Source organism: Pseudescherichia sp., assembly GCF_031998825.1.
Classification (GTDB): Bacteria; Pseudomonadota; Gammaproteobacteria; order Enterobacterales; family Enterobacteriaceae; genus Pseudescherichia.
Genome location: NZ_DAMACX010000025.1, coordinates 17,279 through 39,642, shown reverse-complemented (window position 1 = coordinate 39,642; position 22,364 = coordinate 17,279). Strand labels below are relative to the sequence as shown.

At 57.7% G+C, this 22,364-nt stretch carries 17 protein-coding genes and 1 pseudogene; 4 read left to right on the top strand and 14 right to left on the bottom strand.

Annotated elements, in window-relative coordinates; all coding sequences use genetic code 11:
• Positions 1 to 24 precede the first annotated feature (24 nt).
• From actP to acs, 3 genes are all read right to left on the bottom strand, one after another.
• Positions 25 to 1,674: a cation/acetate symporter ActP gene (gene actP, locus RTP97_RS12975; protein WP_312414216.1), complete on the bottom strand. Its 1,650-nt coding sequence runs from the start codon at positions 1,672 to 1,674 to the stop codon at positions 25 to 27.
• Positions 1,671 to 1,985, bottom strand: coding sequence for a DUF485 domain-containing protein (locus tag RTP97_RS12970; RefSeq protein ID WP_312214312.1), 315 nt, complete (start codon positions 1,983 to 1,985; stop codon positions 1,671 to 1,673). The genes actP and RTP97_RS12970 overlap by 4 nt, the downstream gene beginning before the upstream one ends.
• An 81-nt stretch (positions 1,986 to 2,066) precedes the next feature.
• Positions 2,067 to 4,025: an acetate--CoA ligase gene (acs, locus tag RTP97_RS12965; RefSeq protein WP_312414213.1), complete on the bottom strand. Its 1,959-nt coding sequence runs from the start codon at positions 4,023 to 4,025 to the stop codon at positions 2,067 to 2,069.
• Between the two features lie 414 nt (positions 4,026 to 4,439).
• On the opposite strand from acs, the gene gltP reads away from it, so the two are divergent.
• On the top strand, positions 4,440 to 5,753 hold the full coding sequence (gene gltP / locus RTP97_RS12960; protein ID WP_312414211.1) for a glutamate/aspartate:proton symporter GltP: 1,314 nt from the start codon (positions 4,440 to 4,442) through the stop codon (positions 5,751 to 5,753).
• Between the two features lie 137 nt (positions 5,754 to 5,890).
• Here gltP and RTP97_RS12955 read toward each other — a convergent pair whose 3' ends face one another.
• From RTP97_RS12955 to fdhF, 3 genes are all read right to left on the bottom strand, one after another.
• Positions 5,891 to 6,043 (bottom strand): Hok/Gef family protein, encoded by a 153-nt coding sequence (locus RTP97_RS12955; protein ID WP_312414208.1) that lies wholly within the window; start codon positions 6,041 to 6,043, stop codon positions 5,891 to 5,893.
• Positions 6,044 to 6,422: 379 nt separating this feature from the next.
• Positions 6,423 to 6,575: a Hok/Gef family protein gene (locus RTP97_RS12950; protein ID WP_312414206.1), complete on the bottom strand. Its 153-nt coding sequence runs from the start codon at positions 6,573 to 6,575 to the stop codon at positions 6,423 to 6,425.
• Between the two features lie 349 nt (positions 6,576 to 6,924).
• Positions 6,925 to 9,072 (bottom strand): formate dehydrogenase subunit alpha, encoded by a 2,148-nt coding sequence (fdhF, locus tag RTP97_RS12945; protein WP_312414204.1) that lies wholly within the window; start codon positions 9,070 to 9,072, stop codon positions 6,925 to 6,927.
• A gap of 272 nt (positions 9,073 to 9,344) precedes the next feature.
• Here fdhF and RTP97_RS12940 point away from each other — a divergent pair, with 272 nt between their 5' ends.
• Positions 9,345 to 10,076, top strand: a complete 732-nt coding sequence (locus tag RTP97_RS12940) for a response regulator transcription factor (RefSeq protein WP_312414286.1) — start codon at positions 9,345 to 9,347, stop codon at positions 10,074 to 10,076.
• On the opposite strand, the gene RTP97_RS12935 is transcribed toward RTP97_RS12940, so the two are convergent.
• The 6 genes and pseudogenes from RTP97_RS12935 to RTP97_RS12910 form a co-directional block, all read right to left on the bottom strand.
• Positions 10,055 to 11,080 (bottom strand): carbohydrate kinase family protein, encoded by a 1,026-nt coding sequence (locus RTP97_RS12935; RefSeq protein ID WP_312414284.1) that lies wholly within the window; start codon positions 11,078 to 11,080, stop codon positions 10,055 to 10,057. The genes RTP97_RS12940 and RTP97_RS12935 overlap by 22 nt on opposite strands.
• Positions 11,077 to 11,937 carry a ketose 1,6-bisphosphate aldolase gene (locus tag RTP97_RS12930; RefSeq protein WP_312414202.1) on the bottom strand — a complete coding sequence of 287 codons (861 nt, stop codon included), beginning with the start codon at positions 11,935 to 11,937 and terminating at the stop codon, positions 11,077 to 11,079. The genes RTP97_RS12935 and RTP97_RS12930 overlap by 4 nt, the downstream gene beginning before the upstream one ends.
• Before the next feature lie 14 nt (positions 11,938 to 11,951).
• A complete protein-coding gene (locus RTP97_RS12925; protein ID WP_312414200.1) occupies positions 11,952 to 12,647 on the bottom strand; it encodes a D-lyxose/D-mannose family sugar isomerase in 696 nt (231 codons plus the stop codon).
• A 56-nt stretch (positions 12,648 to 12,703) separates the two neighbouring features.
• Positions 12,704 to 13,645, bottom strand: a complete 942-nt coding sequence (locus RTP97_RS12920; protein ID WP_312414198.1) for an ABC transporter substrate-binding protein — start codon at positions 13,643 to 13,645, stop codon at positions 12,704 to 12,706.
• A 30-nt stretch (positions 13,646 to 13,675) separates the two neighbouring features.
• Positions 13,676 to 14,683 (bottom strand): ABC transporter permease subunit, encoded by a 1,008-nt coding sequence (locus RTP97_RS12915; RefSeq protein ID WP_312214251.1) that lies wholly within the window; start codon positions 14,681 to 14,683, stop codon positions 13,676 to 13,678.
• Positions 14,676 to 16,186, bottom strand: a pseudogene (locus RTP97_RS12910) (sugar ABC transporter ATP-binding protein). Before RTP97_RS12910 ends, RTP97_RS12915 begins: the two are co-directional and overlap by 8 nt.
• 114 nt (positions 16,187 to 16,300) lie before the next feature.
• Between RTP97_RS12910 and RTP97_RS12905 the strand changes: the two are divergent.
• Positions 16,301 to 18,583 (top strand): ATP-binding protein, encoded by a 2,283-nt coding sequence (locus RTP97_RS12905; protein ID WP_312414195.1) that lies wholly within the window; start codon positions 16,301 to 16,303, stop codon positions 18,581 to 18,583.
• On the opposite strand, the gene RTP97_RS12900 is transcribed toward RTP97_RS12905, so the two are convergent.
• Both RTP97_RS12900 and RTP97_RS12895 read right to left on the bottom strand, forming a co-directional pair.
• Positions 18,584 to 18,952, bottom strand: a complete 369-nt coding sequence (locus RTP97_RS12900; RefSeq protein WP_312414193.1) for a phosphonate C-P lyase system protein PhnH — start codon at positions 18,950 to 18,952, stop codon at positions 18,584 to 18,586.
• 118 nt (positions 18,953 to 19,070) lie between these two features.
• The gene (locus RTP97_RS12895; RefSeq protein ID WP_312414191.1) at positions 19,071 to 19,406 is read right to left on the bottom strand and encodes a zinc ribbon domain-containing protein YjdM; all 336 of its coding nucleotides are present in this window, start codon (positions 19,404 to 19,406) and stop codon (positions 19,071 to 19,073) included.
• A gap of 612 nt (positions 19,407 to 20,018) precedes the next feature.
• Here RTP97_RS12895 and crfC point away from each other — a divergent pair.
• Positions 20,019 to 22,364, top strand: a complete 2,346-nt coding sequence (gene crfC, locus RTP97_RS12890) for a clamp-binding protein CrfC (protein WP_312414189.1) — start codon at positions 20,019 to 20,021, stop codon at positions 22,362 to 22,364.

Below are 22,364 nucleotides of genomic sequence, written 5' to 3'. Positions count from 1 at the left end.
CCAGAATGACCGGGGATAAAGGGATTAATGCGCGCGGCCCTGCTCAATACCCAGCCCGGTTTGCGAGCGGATAAACTGGGCGCGGAATTTCTCACGCTCCAGCTTGCCTTCCGCCGTGTTGTCGGTCAGGGAGAAGACCCAGATGCCGATAAACGCCACGGCGATGGAGAAGAGCGCCGGGTATTCATACGGGAAGAGGGCTTTCTCATGGCCAAGGATCTGCACCCAAATCGTCGGGCCGAGAACCATCAGCACCACGGCGGTCAGCAGCCCCAGCCAGCCGCCGATCATTGCGCCACGGGTAGTGAGCTTCGACCAGTACATGGAGAGCAGGATGATAGGGAAGTTGCAGCTGGCGGCAATAGAGAAGGCCAGCCCCACCATAAAGGCGATGTTCTGGTTCTCAAACAGAATGCCGAGCAGGATCGCGACTACGCCAAGTACCAGCACGGTAATTTTTGACACTCTCAGCTCGTCGCGTTCGGAGGCACCTTTGCGGAAGACGTTGGCATAGAGATCGTGCGATACCGCCGAAGCGCCCGCCAGCGTCAGGCCAGCCACAACGGCCAGAATGGTGGCAAAGGCCACGGCAGAGATAAAGCCAAGGAAGAGGCTACCGCCCACCGCGTTAGCCAGATGCACCGCCGCCATGTTGTTACCGCCGATCAGCGCGCCCGCAGCGTCTTTAAATACCGGGTTGGCACCGACCAGCATGATGGCCCCGAAGCCGATGATAAAGGTTAGGATGTAGAAGTAACCCATAAAACCGGTGGCGTAGAAGACGCTCTTACGCGCCTCGCGGGCGTCGCTAACGGTAAAGAAGCGCATCAGGATGTGCGGCAGCCCGGCAGTACCAAACATCAAACCAAGGCCGAGAGAGAGGGCCGAGATAGGATCCTTCACTAGCCCGCCGGGGCTCATGATGGCTTCCCCTTTCGGATGCACCGCCATCGCCTCGCTGAACAGGTTATTGAAGCTGAAGCCGACGTGTTTCATCACCATAAAGGCCATAAAGCTCGCGCCAAACAGCAACAGCACCGCCTTGATAATCTGTACCCAGGTGGTGGCCAGCATGCCGCCAAACAGGACGTACATCACCATCAACACGCCCACCAGCACCACCGCAATGTGGTAGTTGAGGCCGAACAGCAGCTGGATCAGCTTGCCCGCGCCGACCATCTGGGCGATGAGGTAGAGGGCGACCACTACCAGCGAGCCGCAGGCAGAGAGGATGCGGATCGGCCCCTGCTTCAGCCGGTAAGAGGCAACGTCGGCGAAGGTGTAACGCCCAAGGTTACGCAGGCGTTCGGCGATTAAGAACAGAATAATCGGCCAGCCGACGAGGAAGCCGAGGGAGTAGATCAGGCCATCGTAGCCGGAGGTAAACACCAGCGCGGAGATACCTAAAAACGATGCCGCTGACATATAGTCCCCGGCGATTGCCAGGCCGTTTTGCAGGCCGGTGATGTTACCGCCTGCGGTGTAGTAGTCGCTTCGCGTCCGGGTGCGCTTTGAGGCCCAGTAAGTGATACCGAGCGTCATCGCCACGAAGATGACAAACATGATAATCGCCTGCCAGTTGGTCGGCTGGCGCTGTACCGCACCGGTAAGCGCATCCGCTGCACCGGCGGTAAAAGGGAGCGCGGCGGGCAGCGCTATCAGGATCCTTTTCATAATGCTTTTACCTCGCGGACAACGTCACTGTTGAGGCGATCGAACTCGCCATTTGCGCGCCAGACGTAGACGCCGGTCAGAATAAACGAGATCAGGATAACGCCGATGCCAATAGGGATGCCGCGCGTCACGCTGGTTCCCGGATGCAGCGGGGTGCCCAGCCAGCCTGGCGCAAAGGCGATCAGCATGATAAAGCTGATGTACATGACCAGGACGATAAGTGAGAGGATAAAGGCAAACCGTTGCCGCTTGTCGACGAGCTCCCTGTAGTGCGCACTATTCTCAATCTGCTGACAAATATCGTTATTCATCACAGAGTCTCCAGACGTATTTTGTAGGGGAGGGGTTTTATTATTCCCTCTCCCTTATGGGAGAGGGTGGGGATGACACCGTTACGATGGCATGGTGATACCCTGCTTCTCTTCGAGCAGTTTTTCCACCACGCCCGGATCGGCCAGCGTCGACGTATCACCGAGGTTGCTGGTATCGCCCGCGGCAATCTTACGCAGAATACGGCGCATGATTTTGCCGGAGCGCGTTTTCGGCAGCGAGTCGGTCCAGTGCAGCACGTCCGGCGTGGCCAGCGGACCAATCTCTTTGCGTACCCAGTTGCGCACTTCGGTATAGAGCGCCGGCGACGGCTCTTCGCCGTGGTTCAACGTGACGTAGGCGTAGATCGCCTGGCCTTTGATGTTGTGAGGGATGCCCACTACCGCTGCCTCGGCGATTTTCGGGTGCGAGACCAGCGCGGATTCGATCTCCGCCGTGCCAAGGCGATGGCCGGAGACGTTGAGCACGTCATCGACGCGGCCGGTGATCCAGTAGTAGCCATCCTCGTCGCGTCGTGCGCCGTCACCGCTGAAGTACATGTTTTTAAAGGTGGAGAAGTAGGTCTGCTCAAAGCGCTCGTGATCGCCAAACAGCGTGCGCGCCTGTCCAGGCCAGGAGTCAACTATCGCCAGGTTGCCTTCGGTGGCCCCCTCCAGCGGCGTACCTTCGTTATCCACCAGCGCAGGCTGGACGCCAAAGAAGGGGCGCGTCGCAGAGCCCGCTTTCAGCTCGGTGGCACCCGGCAGCGGAGCGATCATGAAGCCTCCGGTTTCGGTCTGCCACCAGGTGTCGATCACCGGACACTTCTCGCTACCAATCTTCTTCCAGTACCACTCCCAGGCTTCCGGGTTGATCGGTTCACCTACCGAGCCGAGAATACGCAGCGACGAGCGGTCGGTCCCGACAATCGCCTTGTCGCCCTCCGCCATCAGGGCACGGATCGCCGTCGGCGCGGTATAGAGAATATTAACCTGATGCTTATCAACCACCTGAGCCATGCGCGCCGGGGTAGGCCAGTTCGGCACGCCCTCAAACATCAGGGTAGTTGCCCCGCAGGCCAGCGGGCCGTAGAGCAGATAGCTGTGGCCGGTGACCCAGCCCACGTCGGCGGTGCACCAGTAGATCTCGCCCGGATGGTAGTCAAAGACATACTTAAAGGTGGTGGCCGCGTAGACCAGATAGCCGCCGGTGGTATGCAGCACCCCTTTTGGCTTGCCGGTTGAGCCGGAGGTATAGAGGATGAAAAGCGGATCTTCCGCGTTCATCTCCACCGGCTGGTGCTCGCTGCTGGCCTGCGCCATTACGTCGCTCCACCAGAGATCGCGTCCCTCCTGCCACTCAATATTGCCCCCGGTACGCTTCAGCACCACCACGTGTTCGATAGTGGTAACGTTAGGGTTTTTCAGCGCGTCGTCGACGTTCTTTTTCAGCGGGATACTGCGCCCGGCGCGAACGCCCTCGTCGGCGGTGATCACCAGCCGCGAGCTGGAGTCGATAATACGTCCGGCCACCGCTTCCGGTGAGAAGCCGCCGAAGATGACAGAGTGAATAGCGCCAACGCGCGCGCAGGCAAGCATCGCCACCGCCGCCTCTGGCACCATCGGCATATAGATTGCTACCACGTCGCCTTTTTTGATGCCGAGCGCCAGCAGGGCGTTGGCGAAGCGGCAGACGTCGGCATGCAGTTCACGATACGAGATATGTTTGCTCTGCTGGGCGTCGTCGCCCTCCCAGATAATCGCCGTCTGGTCGCCGCGCTCGGCCAGGTGCCTGTCGAGGCAGTTGGCGGCCAGGTTGAGCGTGCCATCCTCATACCACTTAATGGAGACGTTGCCCGGCGCGAAGGAGGTGTTTTTCACCTTCTCATAGGGCCGGATCCAATCAAGAATTTTGCCCTCTTCACCCCAAAAGGTGTCGGGATCGCTTACGGATTGCTGATATTTCGCCTCATACTGCTCCGGGTTAATCAGGCAATTTTCCGCGATATTGGCGGGAACAGAGTGTTTATGTATTTGGCTCATGGCTGTTGTTCTCCTTGTAAGATGTTAAGGATATGTCACGGAAACGTTAAGGGAAGAGCGGGAGCTGGCTTTGTTTACTTTTTGGGCGGAAGATCACGCATTGTTTGAATGGTTGAAAATTCAGCAAATGAATCTTTGAAGGTAAATAATCACTATTTATGATGAATGCAGGAAAGGTGATGAAAATCTCATCCATAACATATAGTTATGCATTAATAATGTAATAAAAAGCGCTTCTTATGCACTTTAGCTGTCAAAGACCCTCATCTTAAAGGGTTGCACTTGATACCATGCAAATGGTACTGATAATGCGCGTTATAAAACCCCGCTTGACTAAGCAACGCTAATCACACCCCTTTCAGTATGTATCGCTCCGGTACACGGAATGGTGCTTCATTGAGGACGTCTGTAGTTATGAAAAATTTGAAAGTCAGCCTGGCCTGGCAAATTTTGCTGGCCCTTGTGCTGGGTATTCTGCTGGGTAGTTACCTGCATTACCAAAGCGATAGCCGTGAGTGGCTGATTGCAAACCTGCTCTCACCGGCGGGCGATATCTTTATCCATCTGATCAAAATGATTGTGGTTCCGATTGTCATCTCCACCCTGGTGGTGGGTATTGCAGGCGTGGGCGACGCGAAGCAGCTTGGCCGTATCGGTGTCAAAACCATTCTCTATTTTGAAATCATCACTACCGTTGCCATCGTGCTGGGTATCACGCTGGCTAACGTGTTCCAGCCGGGGGCGGGCATCGATATGACGCAGCTGGCGACGGTGGATATTTCAAAATATCAGAGCACCACGGCGGAAGTGCAGAGTCATGCCCACGGGCTGATGGGCACTATCCTCTCGCTGGTTCCGACCAATATCATCTCTTCGATGGCGAAGGGCGATATGCTGCCAATCATCTTCTTCTCGGTGCTGTTTGGCCTCGGGCTGTCGTCCCTGCCTGCCGCACACCGCGATCCACTGGTGACCGTCTTCCGCTCTATTTCAGAGACCATGTTTAAAGTGACCCACATGGTGATGCGCTACGCGCCGGTGGGTGTGTTTGCCCTGATCTCGGTGACGGTAGCCAACTTCGGCTTCGCCTCCCTGTGGCCGCTCGCCAAGCTGGTTATCCTGGTCTACGTGGCGATCCTGTTCTTTGCGCTGGTGGTGCTGGGTGCGGTGGCGCGGATGTGCAAACTGAGCATCTGGACGCTGATCCGTATTCTCAAGGACGAGCTGATTCTGGCCTACTCAACCGCCAGCTCGGAGAGCGTACTGCCGCGTATTATTGAGAAGATGGAGGCCTACGGTGCACCGGCGTCCATCACCAGCTTCGTGGTGCCAACCGGCTACTCCTTTAACCTCGATGGCTCCACGCTCTACCAGAGCATCGCCGCTATCTTTATCGCCCAGCTCTACGGCATTGACCTCTCTCTGGGCCAGGAGATCATCCTGGTGCTGACGCTGATGGTGACTTCGAAAGGCATCGCTGGCGTACCGGGCGTGTCGTTTGTGGTGCTGCTGGCGACGCTGGGCAGCGTGGGCATTCCGCTGGAAGGGCTGGCGTTTATCGCTGGCGTTGACCGTATCCTCGATATGGCGCGTACCGCGCTGAACGTGGTGGGTAACGCGCTGGCGGTGCTGGTGATTGCCAAGTGGGAACGCAAGTTCGACAGCCAAAAAGCGCTGGCCTACGAGCGTGAGACGCTGGGCAAATTTAAAACCACCGCCAATCAGTAATTATTTATAAGTAATAAAAAACCCGCTTCGGCGGGTTTTTTATTATCCATATGGTGTGAATGTATTTATAAGAATTATAAAAGGGTGCATTAAGGACACAACTCTGGCAATTCGGGCGGGTGACCCCGCCCGTTGAGTTAGCCTGCTGTACAGGCTAATTTAGCCGCCACCTCCTGACGATCGTTTTTAATATTAAGCTCGCATAGCTTTCCGCGATTAATTAAAGCAAAGGTCAGGATTGTTAGACAAACCACTAACAGAATGGCTAACAGGTATTTCAATGGCGTCATGCCTTTTACTCCTTGCAAAAAAAAGGGTAAGAGGCTACTCTCAACCTGCTAGGGTTTTGTTTGAGATTAGCCCCGAGTTAATGGAAACATTGCCCGGGGCCTTCAACTCTCTGTCCGCCACACTCTCAAGGTTGTTCGGAATAACACTGAGCGTGCTTAAGACAGAAAGCCTTAAGCACCCGTCGATAATGATATCGCTCCCGCATTAAAAGGGAAGGGAAATAGCAATGTAATTTCAGTGAGATAATTACATTGGTTTGGGATCGTGCTCTCAGTGTTATGTTATTAATTAGGTATGTAAATACATTTATAAAAATTATAAAAGGGTGCATTAAGGACACAACTCTGGCAATTCGGGCGGGTGACCCCGCCCGTTGAGTTAACCTGATGTACAGGCTAATTTAGCCGCCACCTCCTGACGATCGTTTTTGATATTAAGCTCGCATAGCCTTCCGCGATTAATAAAAGTAAAGGTCAGGATTGTTAGACAAACCACTAATAGAATAGCTAACAGATATTTCAACGGCGTCATGCCTTTTACTCCTTGCAAAAAAAAGGGTAAGAGGCTACTCTCAACTTGTCATGGTTGTGTAGAGTAGCCTCGGGTTAATGGAAACATTGCCCGGGGCTTTCAACTCTCTGCCACAACACTCTCATTATTATTTAGAATAACGCTGAGCGTGCTTAAGACAGAAAGCCTTAAGCACCCGCAGATAATGATATCGCTCCCGCATTAAAAGGGAAGAGAAATAGCAATGTAATTTCAGTGAGATAATTGCATTTTTCTTCGAGTACACTCACAGAACGTTACTATTAATAATGCGTATAAATATATAATAGCGGCATCTTATTTGAGGCCGCTATTAATTAATACGCCTTTTTTATCCTAATGCACTCTCCCGCAGTCGGGATTTAAGCTTATTATACTCGTCAATGACGTATCGCTCGGCGGCCTGCTGATCGTCAATCGCCTCGACGCGCACGGCGCAGTACTTATACTCCGGCGTTTTAGTTATTGGACTCAGGTTCTCCGTCACCAGCTCGTTGCAGGCCCCAATCCACCACTGGTAGGTCATATAAACCGCCCCTTTATTGGGACGATCGCTGACCTGCGCCCGGGTGATGATCCGCCCTTTGCGCGAGTTAACCCACACCAGCGCTTCATCCTCAATGCCCAACCGGGCAGCGTCGGCGGTGTTGATCTGCGCATAGCCCGGTTCATCGGCCAGCGCGGCCAGCGCCGCACAGTTGCCAGTCATTGAGCGGCAGGAGTAGTGCCCCACCTCGCGCACCGTAGAGAGCACCATCGGGTAGTCGTCGGTGAGCTTATCAATGGGGGCCACCCAGTCGCAGGTAAAGAACTTCGCCAGCCCGGTGTCGGTATCAAACTTCTCTTTAAAGAGGTATGACGTCCCCTGGTCGGCCTCGGAAGCGTCACGGCAGGGCCACTGAATATAGCCCAGCTCGCCCATCTTCTCGTAGGTCGCCCCGTAGAAGTCTGGACAGAGATGGCGCAGCTCATCCCAAATCTCCTGGGTACTGTTGTAGTGCATCGGGTAACCCATTCGCGTGGCGATCTCGCTGATAATCTGCCAGTCGGTTTTCAGATCCCACTGTGGCTCTACCGCCTTAAAGAAGCGCTGGAAGCCGCGATCCGCCGCCGTATAGACGCCCTCATGCTCGCCCCACGACGTTGAGGGTAAAATCACATCCGCCGCCGCCGCGGTTTTAGTCATAAAGATATCCTGCACGATGACCAGCTCAAGATCCTCAAACCCCTTGCGCACCGCTGAAAGCTCGGCATCGGTCTGGAGTGGATCCTCGCCCATGATATAGGCAGCGCGCACTTCGCCATGCGCCGCCCGGTGCGGCAGCTCGCTGATGCGGTAGCCAGTATGGGCTGGCAGGCTCTCCACGCCCCAGGCGCGGGCAAATTTTTCCCGGTTCGCCGGATCGCTCACGTACTGGTAGCCAGGATAGGTGTCCGGCAGCGCCCCCATATCACACGCGCCCTGCACGTTGTTCTGCCCGCGTACCGGGTTGACGCCGACGTGCGCCTTGCCCAGGTTGCCGGTGAGCATCGCCAGGCTGGTAAGGGAACGCACCGTCTCTACCCCCTGATAGAACTGGGTCACGCCCATGCCCCACAGAATGGTAGCCGTTTTTGCCCCGGCATAGAGCCGCGCCGCCTGGCGGATCGCCTGGGCGCTAACGCCAGTAATATCCTCAACGGACTCCGGCGTGTAACCTTCAACAATTTTGCAGTACTCGTCAAAGCCCTGAGTGCGGTTCGCCACAAACGCCGCGTCGTAGAGTTTTTCTTCAACGATGACATGCCCAAGCGCGTTGAGCAGGGCAATGTTCGAGCCGTTCCTCAACGCAAGATGCATATCGGCAATGCGCGCGGTCTCGATTTTGCGCGGATCGCAGACAATAATTTTCGCCCCGTTACGCTTCGCGCGGATCACATGATTGGCGACGATAGGGTGGGAATCTGCCGGGTTATAGCCAAAGACAAAGACTAAATCCGTGTTATCAATTTCCGTGATGGCATTGCTCATTGCGCCATTGCCGACCGACTGGTGCAGACCTGCAACCGAGGGGCCGTGTCAGACGCGTGCGCAGCAGTCGACGTTATTGGTGCCAATAACGGCGCGTGCAAATTTCTGCATCACATAGTTGGTTTCATTGCCGGTGCCGCGTGACGAGCCGGTGGTCTGGATCGCGTCCGGACCATACTTCTCTTTGATCGCGCTCAGGCGGTCGGCGACGTAGATCAGCGCTTCGTCCCAGGAGACCGCCTCCAGCTTGCCGCCGCGCTGGCGACGGATCATCGGGGTTTTTAAACGCGGGGTGAGGATCTGGGTATCGTTGATAAAATCCCAGCCGTAGTAGCCTTTCAGGCACAGGGTTCCCTGATTGGTTTTCCCCTGCGCCGCCTCCGCGCGAACGATTTTTCCGTTATCCACCACAAGGTTGATCTTGCAACCTGAGGCGCAGTACGGGCAAACCGTGACGACTTTTTTCATCGCTTCTGCTCCAGTTAAACACAGCGCGCATTTGCGCTCCTGGCCCCACTATGCATCTTGCATGCCACATTGTTACCAGGGATATTGGCAGGTGTGACGGGCAGAGATAGGGCAAAACCCTGACGAAAAACTGGGCATCGACACATTTGACGTGTCGAAAAGCGAAGGGGTGTGACAGCGGTTAAAGATCCAGCACGTCGCGGTGTGATTTGCTGCCGATTCTTACCAGAATGGCTAACACTTAGGGCATGTCTCTCGGGCGGGCGTAGATGATGAAACCGGCAATTCTGGTAGTGGATGATGATGCGGCAGTCTGCGAACTCTTGCGGGACGTGCTTAACGAGCATGTCTTTGCCGTGCACGTCTGCCATAGCGGCCGGGAGGCGCTGACGCTTGCCGCTGAACAATCCGAAATAGCGCTGGTGCTGCTGGATATGGTGCTACCGGATACCAACGGGCTGATGGTGCTGCAGCAGCTGCAAAAGCTACGTCCGGCGCTGCCGGTAGTGATGCTCACCGGGCTGGGCAGCGAGTCGGACGTGGTGGTCGGCCTTGAGATGGGGGCTGACGACTACATCGCTAAACCCTTTAACCCACGGGTGGTGGTGGCCCGCCTGAAGGCGGTGCTGCGGCGCACCGGCGCGCTGGCGGCGGACGTCCCGGTGCCGAAAGGGGCAGATATGGCGTTTAACGGCTGGAGTCTGAACACCACCCGCTGTGAGCTGCACGATCCACACGGCCAGCTGACGCCGCTCACCCAGGGTGAGTATGGCCTGCTGCTGGCGCTGGTGCAGAATGCGCGACGGGTGCTGAACCGCGAGCAGCTGCTGGCGCTCACCCACAGTGAGAGCATGGATGTGTTTGACCGCACTATCGACGTGTTGATTATGCGGCTGCGGCGTAAAATCGAGTTGAACCCGCACCAGCCCGTACTGATTAAAACCATCCGTGGCCTGGGCTACGTTTTCGCCGCCGACGTGGTTCATAACGAGATCGCGGCCTGAGCGTTATCGCGGATAAACGCCCGGTGCTCGTCCAGGCTTTTCGCGCCGTCGATGGCGTTGGCGGCAAGCAGGCTGGCCCGGGCGCAGACGTGGGCGAGCTGAATACTCTCTATTAACGACCAGGCTTCATGGCAGCCGTAGAGGAACCCGGCGCAGAACGCATCGCCCGCACCCACGCTGCCAACAATCTCCTCCTGCGCCAGATGCCAGGAGGGGAGCCAGAACCCCGGCTCCTGCGGCGTTTGCCCCCATGCGCCTTCAGGGCAGTGGATCACCACCCGCTGCTTCACGCCCGCGGCCAACAGCTGCGCCGCCGCCTCGGCGATATGCTCGATATGCGGCTCGCCGTTTTCGTGGCGGATCGCCAGCTCGCTGAATTCACCTGCCTCCAGCTCGTTGATCACCAGATAGTCCAGATGCTTCAGAGCCGGGTTAACCAGTGGACGATAACGAGGATCGCCTTTGCGCGACACCAGATCCAGCGAGGTTTCAAAGCCGAGGTTATGCATCTGGGCCAGCAGCCGGGCGCTGCGCGTGCCAAACTCGTCGTCCGGCATATCCAGGCTATCCAGCAGCAGCAGATAGCCAAGATGGAAAATCTTCATGGTGGTATCAAGGCGATCGAAGGCGGGCAGATCCAGCAGGCGGTTCGCGCCGGGAGAGTGGAAAAAGGTGCGCTGGCCGCTGGGGTCGGTCATTACCTGCGACATGGAGGTGGGGGCGAAGGTGGTGCGCTGCACATGCTGGCGGTTGACGTGATACTGCTCCAGCATCGCCATGATGTAGTCGCCGTCGTTGTCTTCGCCTACCAGCCCGACCGCCTGCAGCGGCAGGCCGGTGCGCATCTTCGCCAGCGTCAGCAGAACGTTCAGCGGCGCGCCGCCGGTGGAGCGCTCGCTGTGGACAATCTCGGCCAGCCAGCCGCGCTCTGGCCACTGCACGATCTGGTGGACGTGATCCACCAGCATATTACCCGCCGCGATGATGCCTTTGCGTGCCATCAGATCTTCCCCTCGCTGCCGAAGACGCGCATCTGCTCGGCAACAATATCGGTGATCGCCTGCTCGATGCTGAGCATCAGCTCGGCGAACTCGTCGTAGATCTGATCCCGCGCGGTCATGCTTTTGTCCACTGCCGCCAGCGCGGCCTGGGACATACCGGTGTAGAAGTTGATTTTATGGATGCCAAGGCTAATGGCGCGGCGGAAGTCCGCGTCGCTGATGCCGGAGCCGCCGTGCAGCACCAGCGGCAGGCCGGTCTGCTGGCGAATCGCCTCCAGGCGCGCAAAGTCGAGCTTCGGCTCACCTTTGTATTTGCCGTGAGCGTTGCCGATCGCCACGGCCAGCGCATCGATGCCGGTTCGGTCGACAAAGTCCCGCGCCTTGGCCGGATCGGTAAAGAACGCCTCGTCGGCATGGCCATACAGCGCGCCGCCTTCGTCGCCGCCTACCGCGCCCAGCTCACCCTCGACCGAGACGCCTACCGCGTGGCACATCTTCACCACCTCCCGCGTCTGATGCACGTTCTCTTCATAGTCCAGCGTCGAGCCGTCAAACATTACGGAGGTAAAACCGAGGCGCAGCGCCTGAACCACTGCCTCAAAGTGCAGGCCGTGATCGAGATTAAGCACCACCGGAATAGCGTGCCGGGCGGCTTCATACTTTACCGCCTCTACCAGCGTATCCAGTGAGAGATACTTAAAGTGCACCTCGGCAATGTTGATGATAAACGGCGAGCGCTGCTGCTTTGCGGCGGCAAACAGCGCCCGCAGGAAGTGGGTATCCAGCACGTTAAAGGCACCCAGCGCATACTGGTGCACGCGGGCATGTTTCAAACCATCGGCGAGAGAGATCAGCGGCATTGCAGCCTCCTTGGTTAGGGAACCGGGTGAAGAAACAGGGAGTATTCGTTACAGAGTACCAGCTGAGCTGGCTCATCTTCTTCAATGCTGTTATAGCGATCGCGCGGCTGCAGGAAGTGGTTGTCATGATCGTCATCGTTGACGGAGGAGACTTCGCCCACCAGCACGTCACCAAAGCCGTGCTCCCCCCAGAAGCTGTGATACAGCCCCGGCGGCAGACAGATGCTCTCTCCGGGCGACAGGCGCAGCTGGCTGCCGGCCATGTGGGTTTGTAGACAGCCATCGATAGCGACCGTCACGTCGCTATGCTCGGTTTGCTCGTCGGCCCCTGAGTTCCACAGCTCGATAATCAAATTACCGCCGCCGCGATTAATAATGTCTTCGCGCTTGATCCAGTGAAAATGCATCGGCGTCAGCTGGCCGTCGCGGACGTGCATGATCTTCTCCGCATAGCATTTGGGCCACGGCGATCCGCCAGGAGAGCCGTTGCGCAGGGTAAAGAGCGTTAGCCCCTGCGCTGCAAAGTTCGTCCCGCCAAAAGCCGTAACGTCCCAGCCCAGCCGGAGATCGAACACCTCCTGCCAGGCATCAACGGGCAGCTGTCGCCATCTGGACGGGGCAAAGCTGGCAAACGCCGGCAGGTGGACGTCGTGCATGGAGAAAAATTGCCGCGTGTGGCCAAGAATTTCGTTAATTGCGGAGCGTTTCATATTACAGGCCTCCAAAACCGTAGGCCGGGTAAGCGGTGTGCTACCCGGCGTTTACGTTATTTAACTGTCCAGCCCTTGTAGTTTGCCACGCTCTGCTTATCGATCATTGTGACCGGGATCAGCACCGGCTCTTTCGGGGCGGGCTTGCCCTGCAGGATGTCATAGCCAATCTCCACCGCCTTCGCCGCCATAACCTGCGGATCCTGCGCCGGGGTCGCCACAAACAGCGAGTTCTCACGCTTCAGCGCCTCTTCCCCGTCAGGCGAGCCATCCACGCCAACGATAAAGAACTCGCTGCGCTGGGCCTGCTTCGCTGCCAGATCGGCCCCGATCGCGGTAGGATCGTTAATGGCGAATACGCCGTCGATCTTCGGATTCGCCGCCAGCAGGGAGGTCATGACCTCCAGGCCACCTTCGCGGCTGCCTTTGGCGTTCTGGTTCCAGGAGAGCACCTTAATGCCGGGGTGGCGCTTGAATTCGGTCTGGCAGCCCTCTACGCGGTTCTGTACCGCAGAAACCGGCGGCCCGTTGATGATCACCACGTCACCTTTGCCTTTCAGGCGATCGGTGATGTACTTACAGGCAATCTCGCCCGCCTGGGTGTTATCGGAGGTGATGGTCGCATCGGCCCCCTCGGCTGCCACGTCGACCGCCACCACCACAATCCCGGCATCTTTGGCGCGCTTCACCGCCGGGCCGATGCCTTTGGAGTCTGCGGCGTTGAGAATAATCATATCCACTTTCGCGGCAATAAAGTTGTCGATCTGCGACACCTGCTGGCCGAGATCGTAGCCGCTGGAGACCAGGGTAACCTTCACGTTATCTCCGGCCAGCTTGCGTGCCTCCAGCTCTGCGCCCTTGGTGATCTGGACAAAGAACGGGTTCGCCAGGTCGCCCACCGTCACGCCGATGGACTTCAGGTCTTTGGCCTGCGCAAACGGCGTTGCGGCAAGCAGGGCGCCAGCACAGAGCGCGGTGACTAAGGGTTTCAAACGCATATTCTGTTCCTTATGTGTAGGGTATTGTTGTTATGCACTTTGATGGTGACGGGTACGGTATTTATCGATTAGCACCGCAATGATGATCACCGCCCCTTTGATCACCAGCTGCCAGAAGTAAGAGACCCCCATCAGCGTCATGCCGTTGTTGAGGGTGGCGATAATCAGCGCCCCCACCAGCGTACCGGTGATGGTGCCGATGCCGCCGACAAAGCTGGTGCCGCCGAGGATCACCGCCGCGATGGCGTCCAGCTCGTAGCCTGTGCCGAGGTTGCCGTTGGCGCTGTAGAGGCGCGAGGCGCTCATGACCCCGCCGAGGCCAGAGAGCAGGCCGCTCATGCCGTAGACGAAGAGCAACACCAGCCACACTTTGATCCCGGTCAGGCGTGCCGCCTGCATGTTGCCACCGACGGCGTAGATATGAACCCCGAGGGTGGTGCGGCGCAGGATAAACCAGCAGATAGCGATGACCGCCAGGGCGATCACCACCAGCCACGGGATCGGCCCGAGGTAGTTATTACCGATCCACTCGAAGCTGATACTGGAGTTAATTACCGTGGTGCCGTCCGCCAGCAGATAGGCGGCACCGCGCAGGGCGGTATAGGTCCCGAGGGTGACAATAAACGGCGGCAGCCCGGCAAAGGCTACCAGCGCACCGTTAAACAGCCCCAGCACCAGGCCGAGCATCAGCGCCGCCGGGATCGACAGCATCGACAGCTCCGGGATGAGTGAGACCACCATTGCTGCCACGGCGGTAGTGCCCAGAATCGAGCCAACTGACAGATCAATACCGCCGGTTAAGATAATGAAGGTCATGCCCGCCGCCAGCACGATATTAATCGACGCCTGACGGGTGATGTTGAGCAGGTTACTCTCGGTAAAGAAGTTAGGCGCGATAAAGCCAAAGACGGCGACGATAAGGATCAGGATCGGCAGGATCCCAACCGTTTGCATCAGATCGCCCATCAGCATTTTTTTCGCCGACGCAGATTTTGCCACCTGCTGCGGGGTAGGTGCTAAGGTCTCTTTTTTAGCCATGGTGTACCGCCTCATCAACGCCGGTTGCCAGCGTCATTATGTTTTCCTGGGTAATGTCGTCGCCCTGTAATTCGCCCTCGATCGATCCCTCATGCATCACGTACACCCGGTCGCTCATGCCAACCACCTCCGGCAGCTCGCTGGAGATCATCAGGATCGCCACGCCCTTGTGTGCCATCTGGTTCATGATGCGGTAGATCTCGCTTTTCGCGCCGACGTCTACACCACGGGTCGGCTCGTCGAGGATCAAAATGCGCGGGTTGATAGCAACCCAGCGGGAGATCAGCAGCTTCTGCTGGTTGCCGCCGGAGAGGCCTCCCGCCCGCACCTGGGCGTGGGGAACACGGATCTGCAAGAGCTGAATAGCGTCGTCGGAGATGGCCTGGGCCTTTTTGCGATCCAGCATGCCGTAGTTCGCATCGCGCTCCAGCGTCGCCATGGTGATATTTTCGGCGGCGGCCAGTTCGAGAAACAGGCCCTGCTCCTTACGGTTCTCGGTGAGAAAACCAATGCCCAAATCGATGGCGGTACGCGGGGAGTGGATCACCACCGGCTCGCCGTCAATCTCAATGACCCCGCCGGTGGCGCGGCGCACCCCAAAATCAGCTGCCCCAGCTCTGAGCGACCCGCGCCCACCAGTCCCGCAAGGCCGACGATCTCCCCGGCGCGGACGTGGAGGCTGATAGGGTGAATTTTGCCGCCGTCAGTGAGGTTGTGCACGTTGAGACGGGTTTCGCCAGGGGTAATGTCGCGCTCTTTGTTAAACAGGTCGCTAAGCGGGCGGCCCACCATCATGCGCACCAGCTCGGCAGCGTTCAGCTTGTCGCGCATCAGGCTACCGACGTACTGTCCGTCACGCAGAACGCTGACGCGGTCGGATAGCTCATACACCTCGGCCATGCGGTGGCTGATATAGATAATTGCCATGCCCTCGTCGCGCAGGCGCAGGATCAGCTCAAACAGGCGGTGGGTCTCGCGGGAGGAGAGGGCGGCAGTGGGTTCATCCATCACCAGCACGCGGCTTTTGCGGTGCAGCGCCCGGGCGATCTCCACCTGCTGCTGCTCGGCAATGGTCAGCCTCATCACCAGATCGCTGGCCTTAAACTGTGCCCCGAGGCGGTTAATAACGCTTTGCGCCTGGGTAACCATCTCCTTGCGTTTCACCAGCCCGCCACTGGATAGCTCGCTGCCAAGGAAAATGTTCTCGGCAACGGTGAGGTTCGGGGCGAGCTGCATCTCCTGGTAGATGAGGGTAATACCGGCAGAGAGGGCATCTTTCGGGCCTTTGATACTGTAGGGCTGGCCGTCGATCAGGATCTCCCCGCTGGTGGCGGTGTAGGCCCCGGCGAGGATTTTCATCAGCGTACTTTTACCCGCGCCGTTCTCTCCCATCAAGGCATGGATCTCACCGGGCCAGACCGTGAGATCCACACCCTTAAGCGCATAGAATTTGCCAAAGGCTTTGGCAATGTTGCGCATTTCCAGTACCGGTGTCCTGCTCATGGCGGATCTCCTGCGGGGTGGGCGATATCAGCACTCCATCACAGGAACGTAAACGCAAAATGTCAGAAGCCGTTCATATTTGTCATATTGTGATTTTTCTTCCCGGAGCGTGATATGCCGCAGCAAGGACGTCACTTTTTCGCCAGCGCGCGCGGGCGACTGCTCATCTTTAACCTGCTGGTGATGGTGGTGACGCTAATGGTCAGCGGCGCGGCGGTGCTGGGATTTCGCCATGCCAGCCAGATCCAGGAGCAGGTGCAGCAGCAGACGCTGGACGATATGACCGGCAGCATGAACCTGGCGCGGGATACGGCGAACGTTGCCACGGCGGCGGTCCGGCTGTCGCAGGTGGTGGGCGCGCTGGAGTACCAGGGCGAGGCCGAGCGGCTGAAGGCGACCCAGGCGGCGCTGCAACATTCGCTGGAACAGTTGGCCCACGCGCCGCTGGCGTACAGCGAGCAGCAGCTGGTGGCGCGCATTATTCAGCGTAGCAATGAGTTACAGCACAGCGCAACGCAGATGCTGGAGCGGGGCCACCGCCGCCATCTGCAACGTAACTCGCTGCTTAGCTCGCTCTACCAAAACCAGAGTTATCTGCGCCAGATCCAGCGTATCAATCTGCGCGACGGCGGCAGCGTGCCGGATCCCCGACTGCTTGATGAGATGGACCGCCTGATTAGCGCCGCGATCCAGACCCCCTCGCCGCGTCCGACGGTGGCGGCGCTGGAGACGATTGTGGTGCAGCTGCCAGGAGGCGCGAGCCAGCCCGTCATCAACACCATACTGGGCGACTTCACCGTTGAGCTGCGCAAGCTGGGGCCACTCTCTTTACAGCTCGAGGAGAGCGATCTGGCGATCAGCTGGTACATGTACCACATCAAGGCGCTGGTGGCCTTTTTGAATACCGATATCAACCAGTACGTTGAGCGCGTCGTGGATGTGTCGCAGCAGCGTACCGATCAGAGCCACCGCGAGCTGAAATCCATTATCCTGTTTATTATTGCCTTCGCGCTGCTGGCCCTGGTGATCACCGGTTTTGCAGGCTGGTATATCTACCGTAACCTGGGGTCGAATCTGACTGCCATCTCCCGAGCGATGGCCCGGCTGGCGCGGGGAGAGCAGGATGTCTCCGTTCCCGCATTACAGCGGCGGGACGAGCTGGGGGAGCTGGCGCGGGCATTTAACGTCTTTGCCCGCAATACCGCCTCGCTGGAGCACACCTCCCGGCTACTGCGGGAGAAGACGACCCAAATGGAGATTGACCGTACCGAACGGCAGGGGCTGGAGGTGGCGCTGCTGCACAGCCAGAAGATGAAAGCGGTGGGGCAACTGACGGGCGGGCTGGCGCACGACTTTAATAACCTGTTAGCGGTAATTATCGGTAGCCTGGAGCTGGTCAGCCCCGGCTCGCCGGATGCAGCTCGTATCAACCGGGCGTTGCAGGCTGCCGAGCGCGGTGCGTTGCTTACCCAGCGCCTGCTGGCGTTTTCGCGCAAACAGTCCCTGCACCCGCAGGCGGTGGCGATGCAACCCCTGCTGGAGAACCTGAGCGAGCTGCTGCATCACTCCCTGCCTGCCACCCTGACGCTGGAGATAGAGGCGCAAAGCCCGGCGTGGGCGGCGTGGATCGACGTCGGGCAGCTGGAAAACGCCCTGATCAACCTGGTGATGAACGCCCGCGACGCGATGGAGGGCCGGAGCGGCGTTATCCGTATCCGCACCTGGAACCAGCGGGTAACGCGCAGCGATGGACGCCGCCAGGACATGGTCGCCCTGGAGGTGGCCGATCGCGGCTGCGGCATGGCGCAGGAGGTCAAAGCCCGGGTCTTTGAGCCGTTCTTTACCACCAAGCAGACCGGCAGCGGCAGCGGCCTGGGCCTGTCGATGGTCTACGGGTTTATCCGCCAGTCGGGCGGGCGGGTAGAGATTGAGAGCGTGCCAGGGCAGGGGACGACGGTGCGGCTGCATCTGCCGCGCGCCTCAGGGCTGGCTGCTGACCTGAGCCAGCCCGAGGCGATGCCCGACGGCGATAGCACCGACCGGCTTATTCTGGTACTGGAGGACGAGGCCGACGTGCGGCAGACGCTGTGCGAACAGCTGCATCAACTGGGCTACCTGACGCTAGAGGCGGAAAATAGCGAGCAGGCGCTGGCGCTGCTGGCCGCCGCGCCGGATATCGATTTTCTGCTGAGCGATTTGATGCTGCCTGGCAGGCTAAGCGGCGCAGAGGTGGTGCAGTTTGCCCGCCAGCACTATCCTGGACTGGCGCTGCTGCTGATCAGCGGCCAGGATCTGCGCCCGGCGGACAACCCGGCCCTGCCGGACGTCGAGCTGCTGCGTAAACCGTTCACCCGCGCCCAGCTGGTCCAGGCGCTGCGCAAGGCCCAGACGCGCTAATCAGCGCACTTCGATATGGGTCGAGCGGGGAATAGCCATCAGACGTTCGCCGCAGGTCAGGAATAGATCCACATCCGGCGAGAAGGGGGGCAGACGTTCGCTAAGCTCGCGTACGATACTTTCCGGCAGCTGGGGCGCAACCATGCGCTCATCGGCAATGCCGTTGCCGGTCAGGCGCAGCATGCGCCCGCCGCTCAGGCTGGCAACCTGTAAAATCAGCGGGGCGCGACTGCTCTCGGTTAACGTTAGCAGGACGCTGGCGAGATCGAGCGGCTGGCACTCATCGTTAAGCGGGCTGAAGGTGACAATCACCCCCGGCTCGCTCATGGCTTTAGATAGACGGCGAAAATGGTGTTGAGCACCCTGCATGGACGACCTCCGGTTAGAATCGTCCTATCCTGGCCGCCGAGTGTGACATTTAGGTTAAGTTACCGTGACCGGATAATGAAGATAGCGCCAGCGGTGTCTGAAAAGGGGTCGCCCAGGGTTAATTCTTTTTAACGAATTCTGATTTAAGCTTCATCTGACCAAAGCCGTCGATTTTGCAATCGATATTATGATCGCCTTCAACGAGGCGAATATTTTTAACCTTTGTGCCGATCTTCAGCATTGAGGAGCTGCCCTTGACCTTGAGATCCTTAATTACCGTGACGCTATCGCCATCCGTCAGTAGATTGCCGTTAGCATCTTTGACGATTAATTGATCGGTCTCGGCCGTGGACTCGCTTTCATTCCATTCATACGCGCACTCGGGGCAGATAAGCAGGCCGTTATCTTCATAGGTATACTCAGAGTGGCATTTTGGGCAGTGGGGAAGTGACATGGTACGATCCTCGTAGGGGCTGGCAACGCGGACGCACGGTCCGCAAAAAGCTCGGCAGCAGGCCGAGAAAGGGGGCGATTATACACTAATACCTTACAGTTGTCGGTGCTATTATTTTTATGCAAAATCAGAGAAAAATGCGTGGCCTTGACACAACCTGTCACAGCGGTAAGCGAAGCTAGCTGTGTGACGCAGAAGGTATAGGTTTATGTATGATATTTAGAATATTTTTCGGGGGAAATTGCCACTTTTCATCAATTCCTATATGGTGAGATGAAGCATCGAGCGTTATTCGCGACGGCATCTGGCACCCGCTAACTCTTCTGGCCGAAGGTGGTTTATTACCCTCAAATTAGGTGGGTAAATATACGAAGATATATCCTGTTTGCACATAAAAATGCGCTACGCTCTCTAATCGCTCTGGTTTCTTGGTCCGGAACGAAAGATCTGTCGATGAGTTGAGACAAAAAATATTTATTTTCCTGAGCGTCATCAGGCGATTATCTTTTTTAGATATTTTCCACACGTAATTATAAAAGCCGAAACTTTACTAAATAAATAGCACGGCTAAATAAAAGTAAGAAAAATTTGCGTTAAGGAAAGACTTTCATCATGCACACACAGACAATATTCGAATTAAGCCAGGAAGCCGAGAGGCTGTTACAGCTTTCACTGCACAACCTCCAGTCGTTGCAGGCCATGCCGATGGCAGCGCTGGATGAAGCATTGTCTGCCGGGGATAGCGATACCGCCAACGTCCTGCCGTTGCATTTTAGCGCCCGGGGGGTAGAGGCCCAGTACGCCACCCTGGATAACGAGCTACGGAAAATTACCCGCCTTGAGATGGTGCTGGCCATTGTCGGCACGATGAAAGCGGGAAAATCGACGACGATTAACGCCATTGTTGGCACCGAGGTGCTGCCTAACCGTAACCGGCCGATGACGGCCCTGCCGACCCTTATTCGCCATACGCCGGGACAGAAAGAGCCAGTGCTCCACTTCTCCCACGTCGGGCCGATAGACGCCCTGACGCAGCAGCTCCAGACGCGGCTGTTTAACGTTGACCGCGAGCGGCTGGCGCAGAAGCTGGAGATCGATAAGGATATGACGACCCTACTGGAGCGTATCCAGCAGGGCGATGCCTTCGATAAACACTACCTCGGCGCACAGCCCATTTTTCACTGCCTGAAGAGCCTGAACGATCTGGTGCGCCTGTCAAAAGCGCTGGAGGTCGATTTTCCCTTCTCCGCCTATACCGCCATTGAGCATATTCCGGTGATTGAGGTTGAGTTTGTGCACCTCGCCGGGCTGGAGAACAACATGGGCCAGCTGACCCTGCTGGATACCCCTGGGCCAAACGAAGCCGGGCAGCCGCACCTGCAGCAGATGCTGAACGAGCAGCTGGCGCGTGCCTCGGCGGTGCTGGCGGTGCTCGACTATACCCAGCTCAAATCTATTTCAGATGAAGAGGTACGCCAGGCGATCGCAGCGGTCGGCAAGTCGGTGCCGCTCTATGCGCTGGTGAACAAGTTCGATCAAAAGGATCGTAACAGCGACGATGAGGATCAGGTTCGGGCATTGATTGCCGGGACGCTGATGAAGGGCAACATCAATCCGGGGCAGATCTTTCCGGTCTCCTCGATGTGGGGCTACCTGGCGAACCGCGCTCGTCACGAGCTGAACCTGCGCGGCAAGCTGCCCGATCCCAATGAGCAGCCATGGGTACAGGATTTTGCCGAAGAGGCGCTGGGCCGTCGCTGGCGGCTGGCAGATCTCGATGACATCGCCCACATTCATCACGCGGCGGAGCTGCTGTGGGAGGATTCACTCTTTGAGCAACCAATCCGTAAGCTGCTTCACGCTGCGCATGCTAACGCCTCGCTTTATGCCCTGCGTTCGGCATCGCACAAGCTTTTAAACTACTCCCACAGCGCCAGTGAATATCTGGAGTTCCGCTATCAGAGCCTGACCGTGGCATTTGAGAAGCTTGAACACAACATTGCTCGTCTCGAAGAGGATATGACCCTGCTGAAAAGCTGCCAGGAGCGGGTCAGCGATGAGGTCAATCATGAGGTTGACGAGGCGCTGGCGGCGGCAGACATCTTCATCAACGGCCAGCAGGCAGATATCGTCAATGCTATCGACAGCTATTTTAAGGATGGCTCGCTGGCGGAGATGGCCAACCTGAGCTTTGCCAGCCTGCAGCAGAATGAGGAGTTTGGTCCAGGCAAGCTGGTGCTGGAGGATGAGGGCCAGGCGCAGATTGTGCTGAGCAAGATCCGCTCCGCCTGTGAAGTGATCCTGCTGGCGGCGCAGGAGAAGATCGGCCGCGAGCTGGCGCTGCGCTTCGATCAGCTGGAAAACACGCTGACCCGCTCCCTGCATGATGCCATGCGTCCTATCGAAACGCGTATTAAAGAGGAGCTAAGCCATACCGGGTTCCGGGCGCGTATTAGCCTACCTGCGTTCCAGGCCAGCACCCTGAACTTTAATACCCGCCAGCTCTTTGTTGACGCCATCGCCTCGGAGGATCTGCCGGTCGGGCAGTCGCGCGTCGGCGGCGTACGCGAGTCGATGTCCCGCTGGCTCAACAACCCCGGCTGGGGATGGAATGACTACGTCGTGACCCGCACGCGTTATGTTATCGATGTGTCATTGTTGCATAAAAATTTGATCGCTCATGTTGCGCATTTTTGTGCACAAATTCGTAAAGCTTTAGCGGCACAGGTCGATGTTTCAGTTACGGCGGGGATGGCCACCTTCTTTGCCGAGTTTTCGCTAAGTCTTTCCGGACTTCAGGAGAGCCTGCGTGACAGTCTGGCTATCCGCCAGCAGAACGAGTCATCGGTAATGGCGCTTCGTCAGCACCTGAAGCAGTGTATGACAACGGCGAAATGGATCCATGAGGATGCCCGCCTGTTACGCGATGATATTCAAACCCTATTCGCGGCAGAGTAA

Bases quoted from the DNA above. Each gene is read 5' to 3' on its own strand.
- RTP97_RS12950 (WP_312414206.1), bottom strand. From the start codon at position 6,575: ATGACGCCGTTGAAATATCTGTTAGCTATTCTATTAGTGGTTTGTCTA.
- gltP (WP_312414211.1), top strand. From the start codon at position 4,440: ATGAAAAATTTGAAAGTCAGCCTGGCCTGGCAAATTTTGCTGGCCCTT.
- actP (WP_312414216.1), bottom strand. From the start codon at position 1,674: ATGAAAAGGATCCTGATAGCGCTGCCCGCCGCGCTCCCTTTTACCGCC.
- RTP97_RS12925 (WP_312414200.1), bottom strand. From the start codon at position 12,647: ATGAAACGCTCCGCAATTAACGAAATTCTTGGCCACACGCGGCAATTT.
- RTP97_RS12920 (WP_312414198.1), bottom strand. From the start codon at position 13,645: ATGCGTTTGAAACCCTTAGTCACCGCGCTCTGTGCTGGCGCCCTGCTT.
- RTP97_RS12930 (WP_312414202.1), bottom strand. From the start codon at position 11,937: ATGCCGCTGATCTCTCTCGCCGATGGTTTGAAACATGCCCGCGTGCAC.
- RTP97_RS12900 (WP_312414193.1), bottom strand. From the start codon at position 18,952: ATGCAGGGTGCTCAACACCATTTTCGCCGTCTATCTAAAGCCATGAGC.
- RTP97_RS12905 (WP_312414195.1), top strand. From the start codon at position 16,301: ATGCCGCAGCAAGGACGTCACTTTTTCGCCAGCGCGCGCGGGCGACTG.
- RTP97_RS12970 (WP_312214312.1), bottom strand. From the start codon at position 1,985: ATGAATAACGATATTTGTCAGCAGATTGAGAATAGTGCGCACTACAGG.
- RTP97_RS12955 (WP_312414208.1), bottom strand. From the start codon at position 6,043: ATGACGCCATTGAAATACCTGTTAGCCATTCTGTTAGTGGTTTGTCTA.
- RTP97_RS12895 (WP_312414191.1), bottom strand. From the start codon at position 19,406: ATGTCACTTCCCCACTGCCCAAAATGCCACTCTGAGTATACCTATGAA.
- RTP97_RS12915 (WP_312214251.1), bottom strand. From the start codon at position 14,683: ATGGCTAAAAAAGAGACCTTAGCACCTACCCCGCAGCAGGTGGCAAAA.
- acs (WP_312414213.1), bottom strand. From the start codon at position 4,025: ATGAGCCAAATACATAAACACTCTGTTCCCGCCAATATCGCGGAAAAT.
- crfC (WP_312414189.1), top strand. From the start codon at position 20,019: ATGCACACACAGACAATATTCGAATTAAGCCAGGAAGCCGAGAGGCTG.
- RTP97_RS12940 (WP_312414286.1), top strand. From the start codon at position 9,345: ATGAAACCGGCAATTCTGGTAGTGGATGATGATGCGGCAGTCTGCGAA.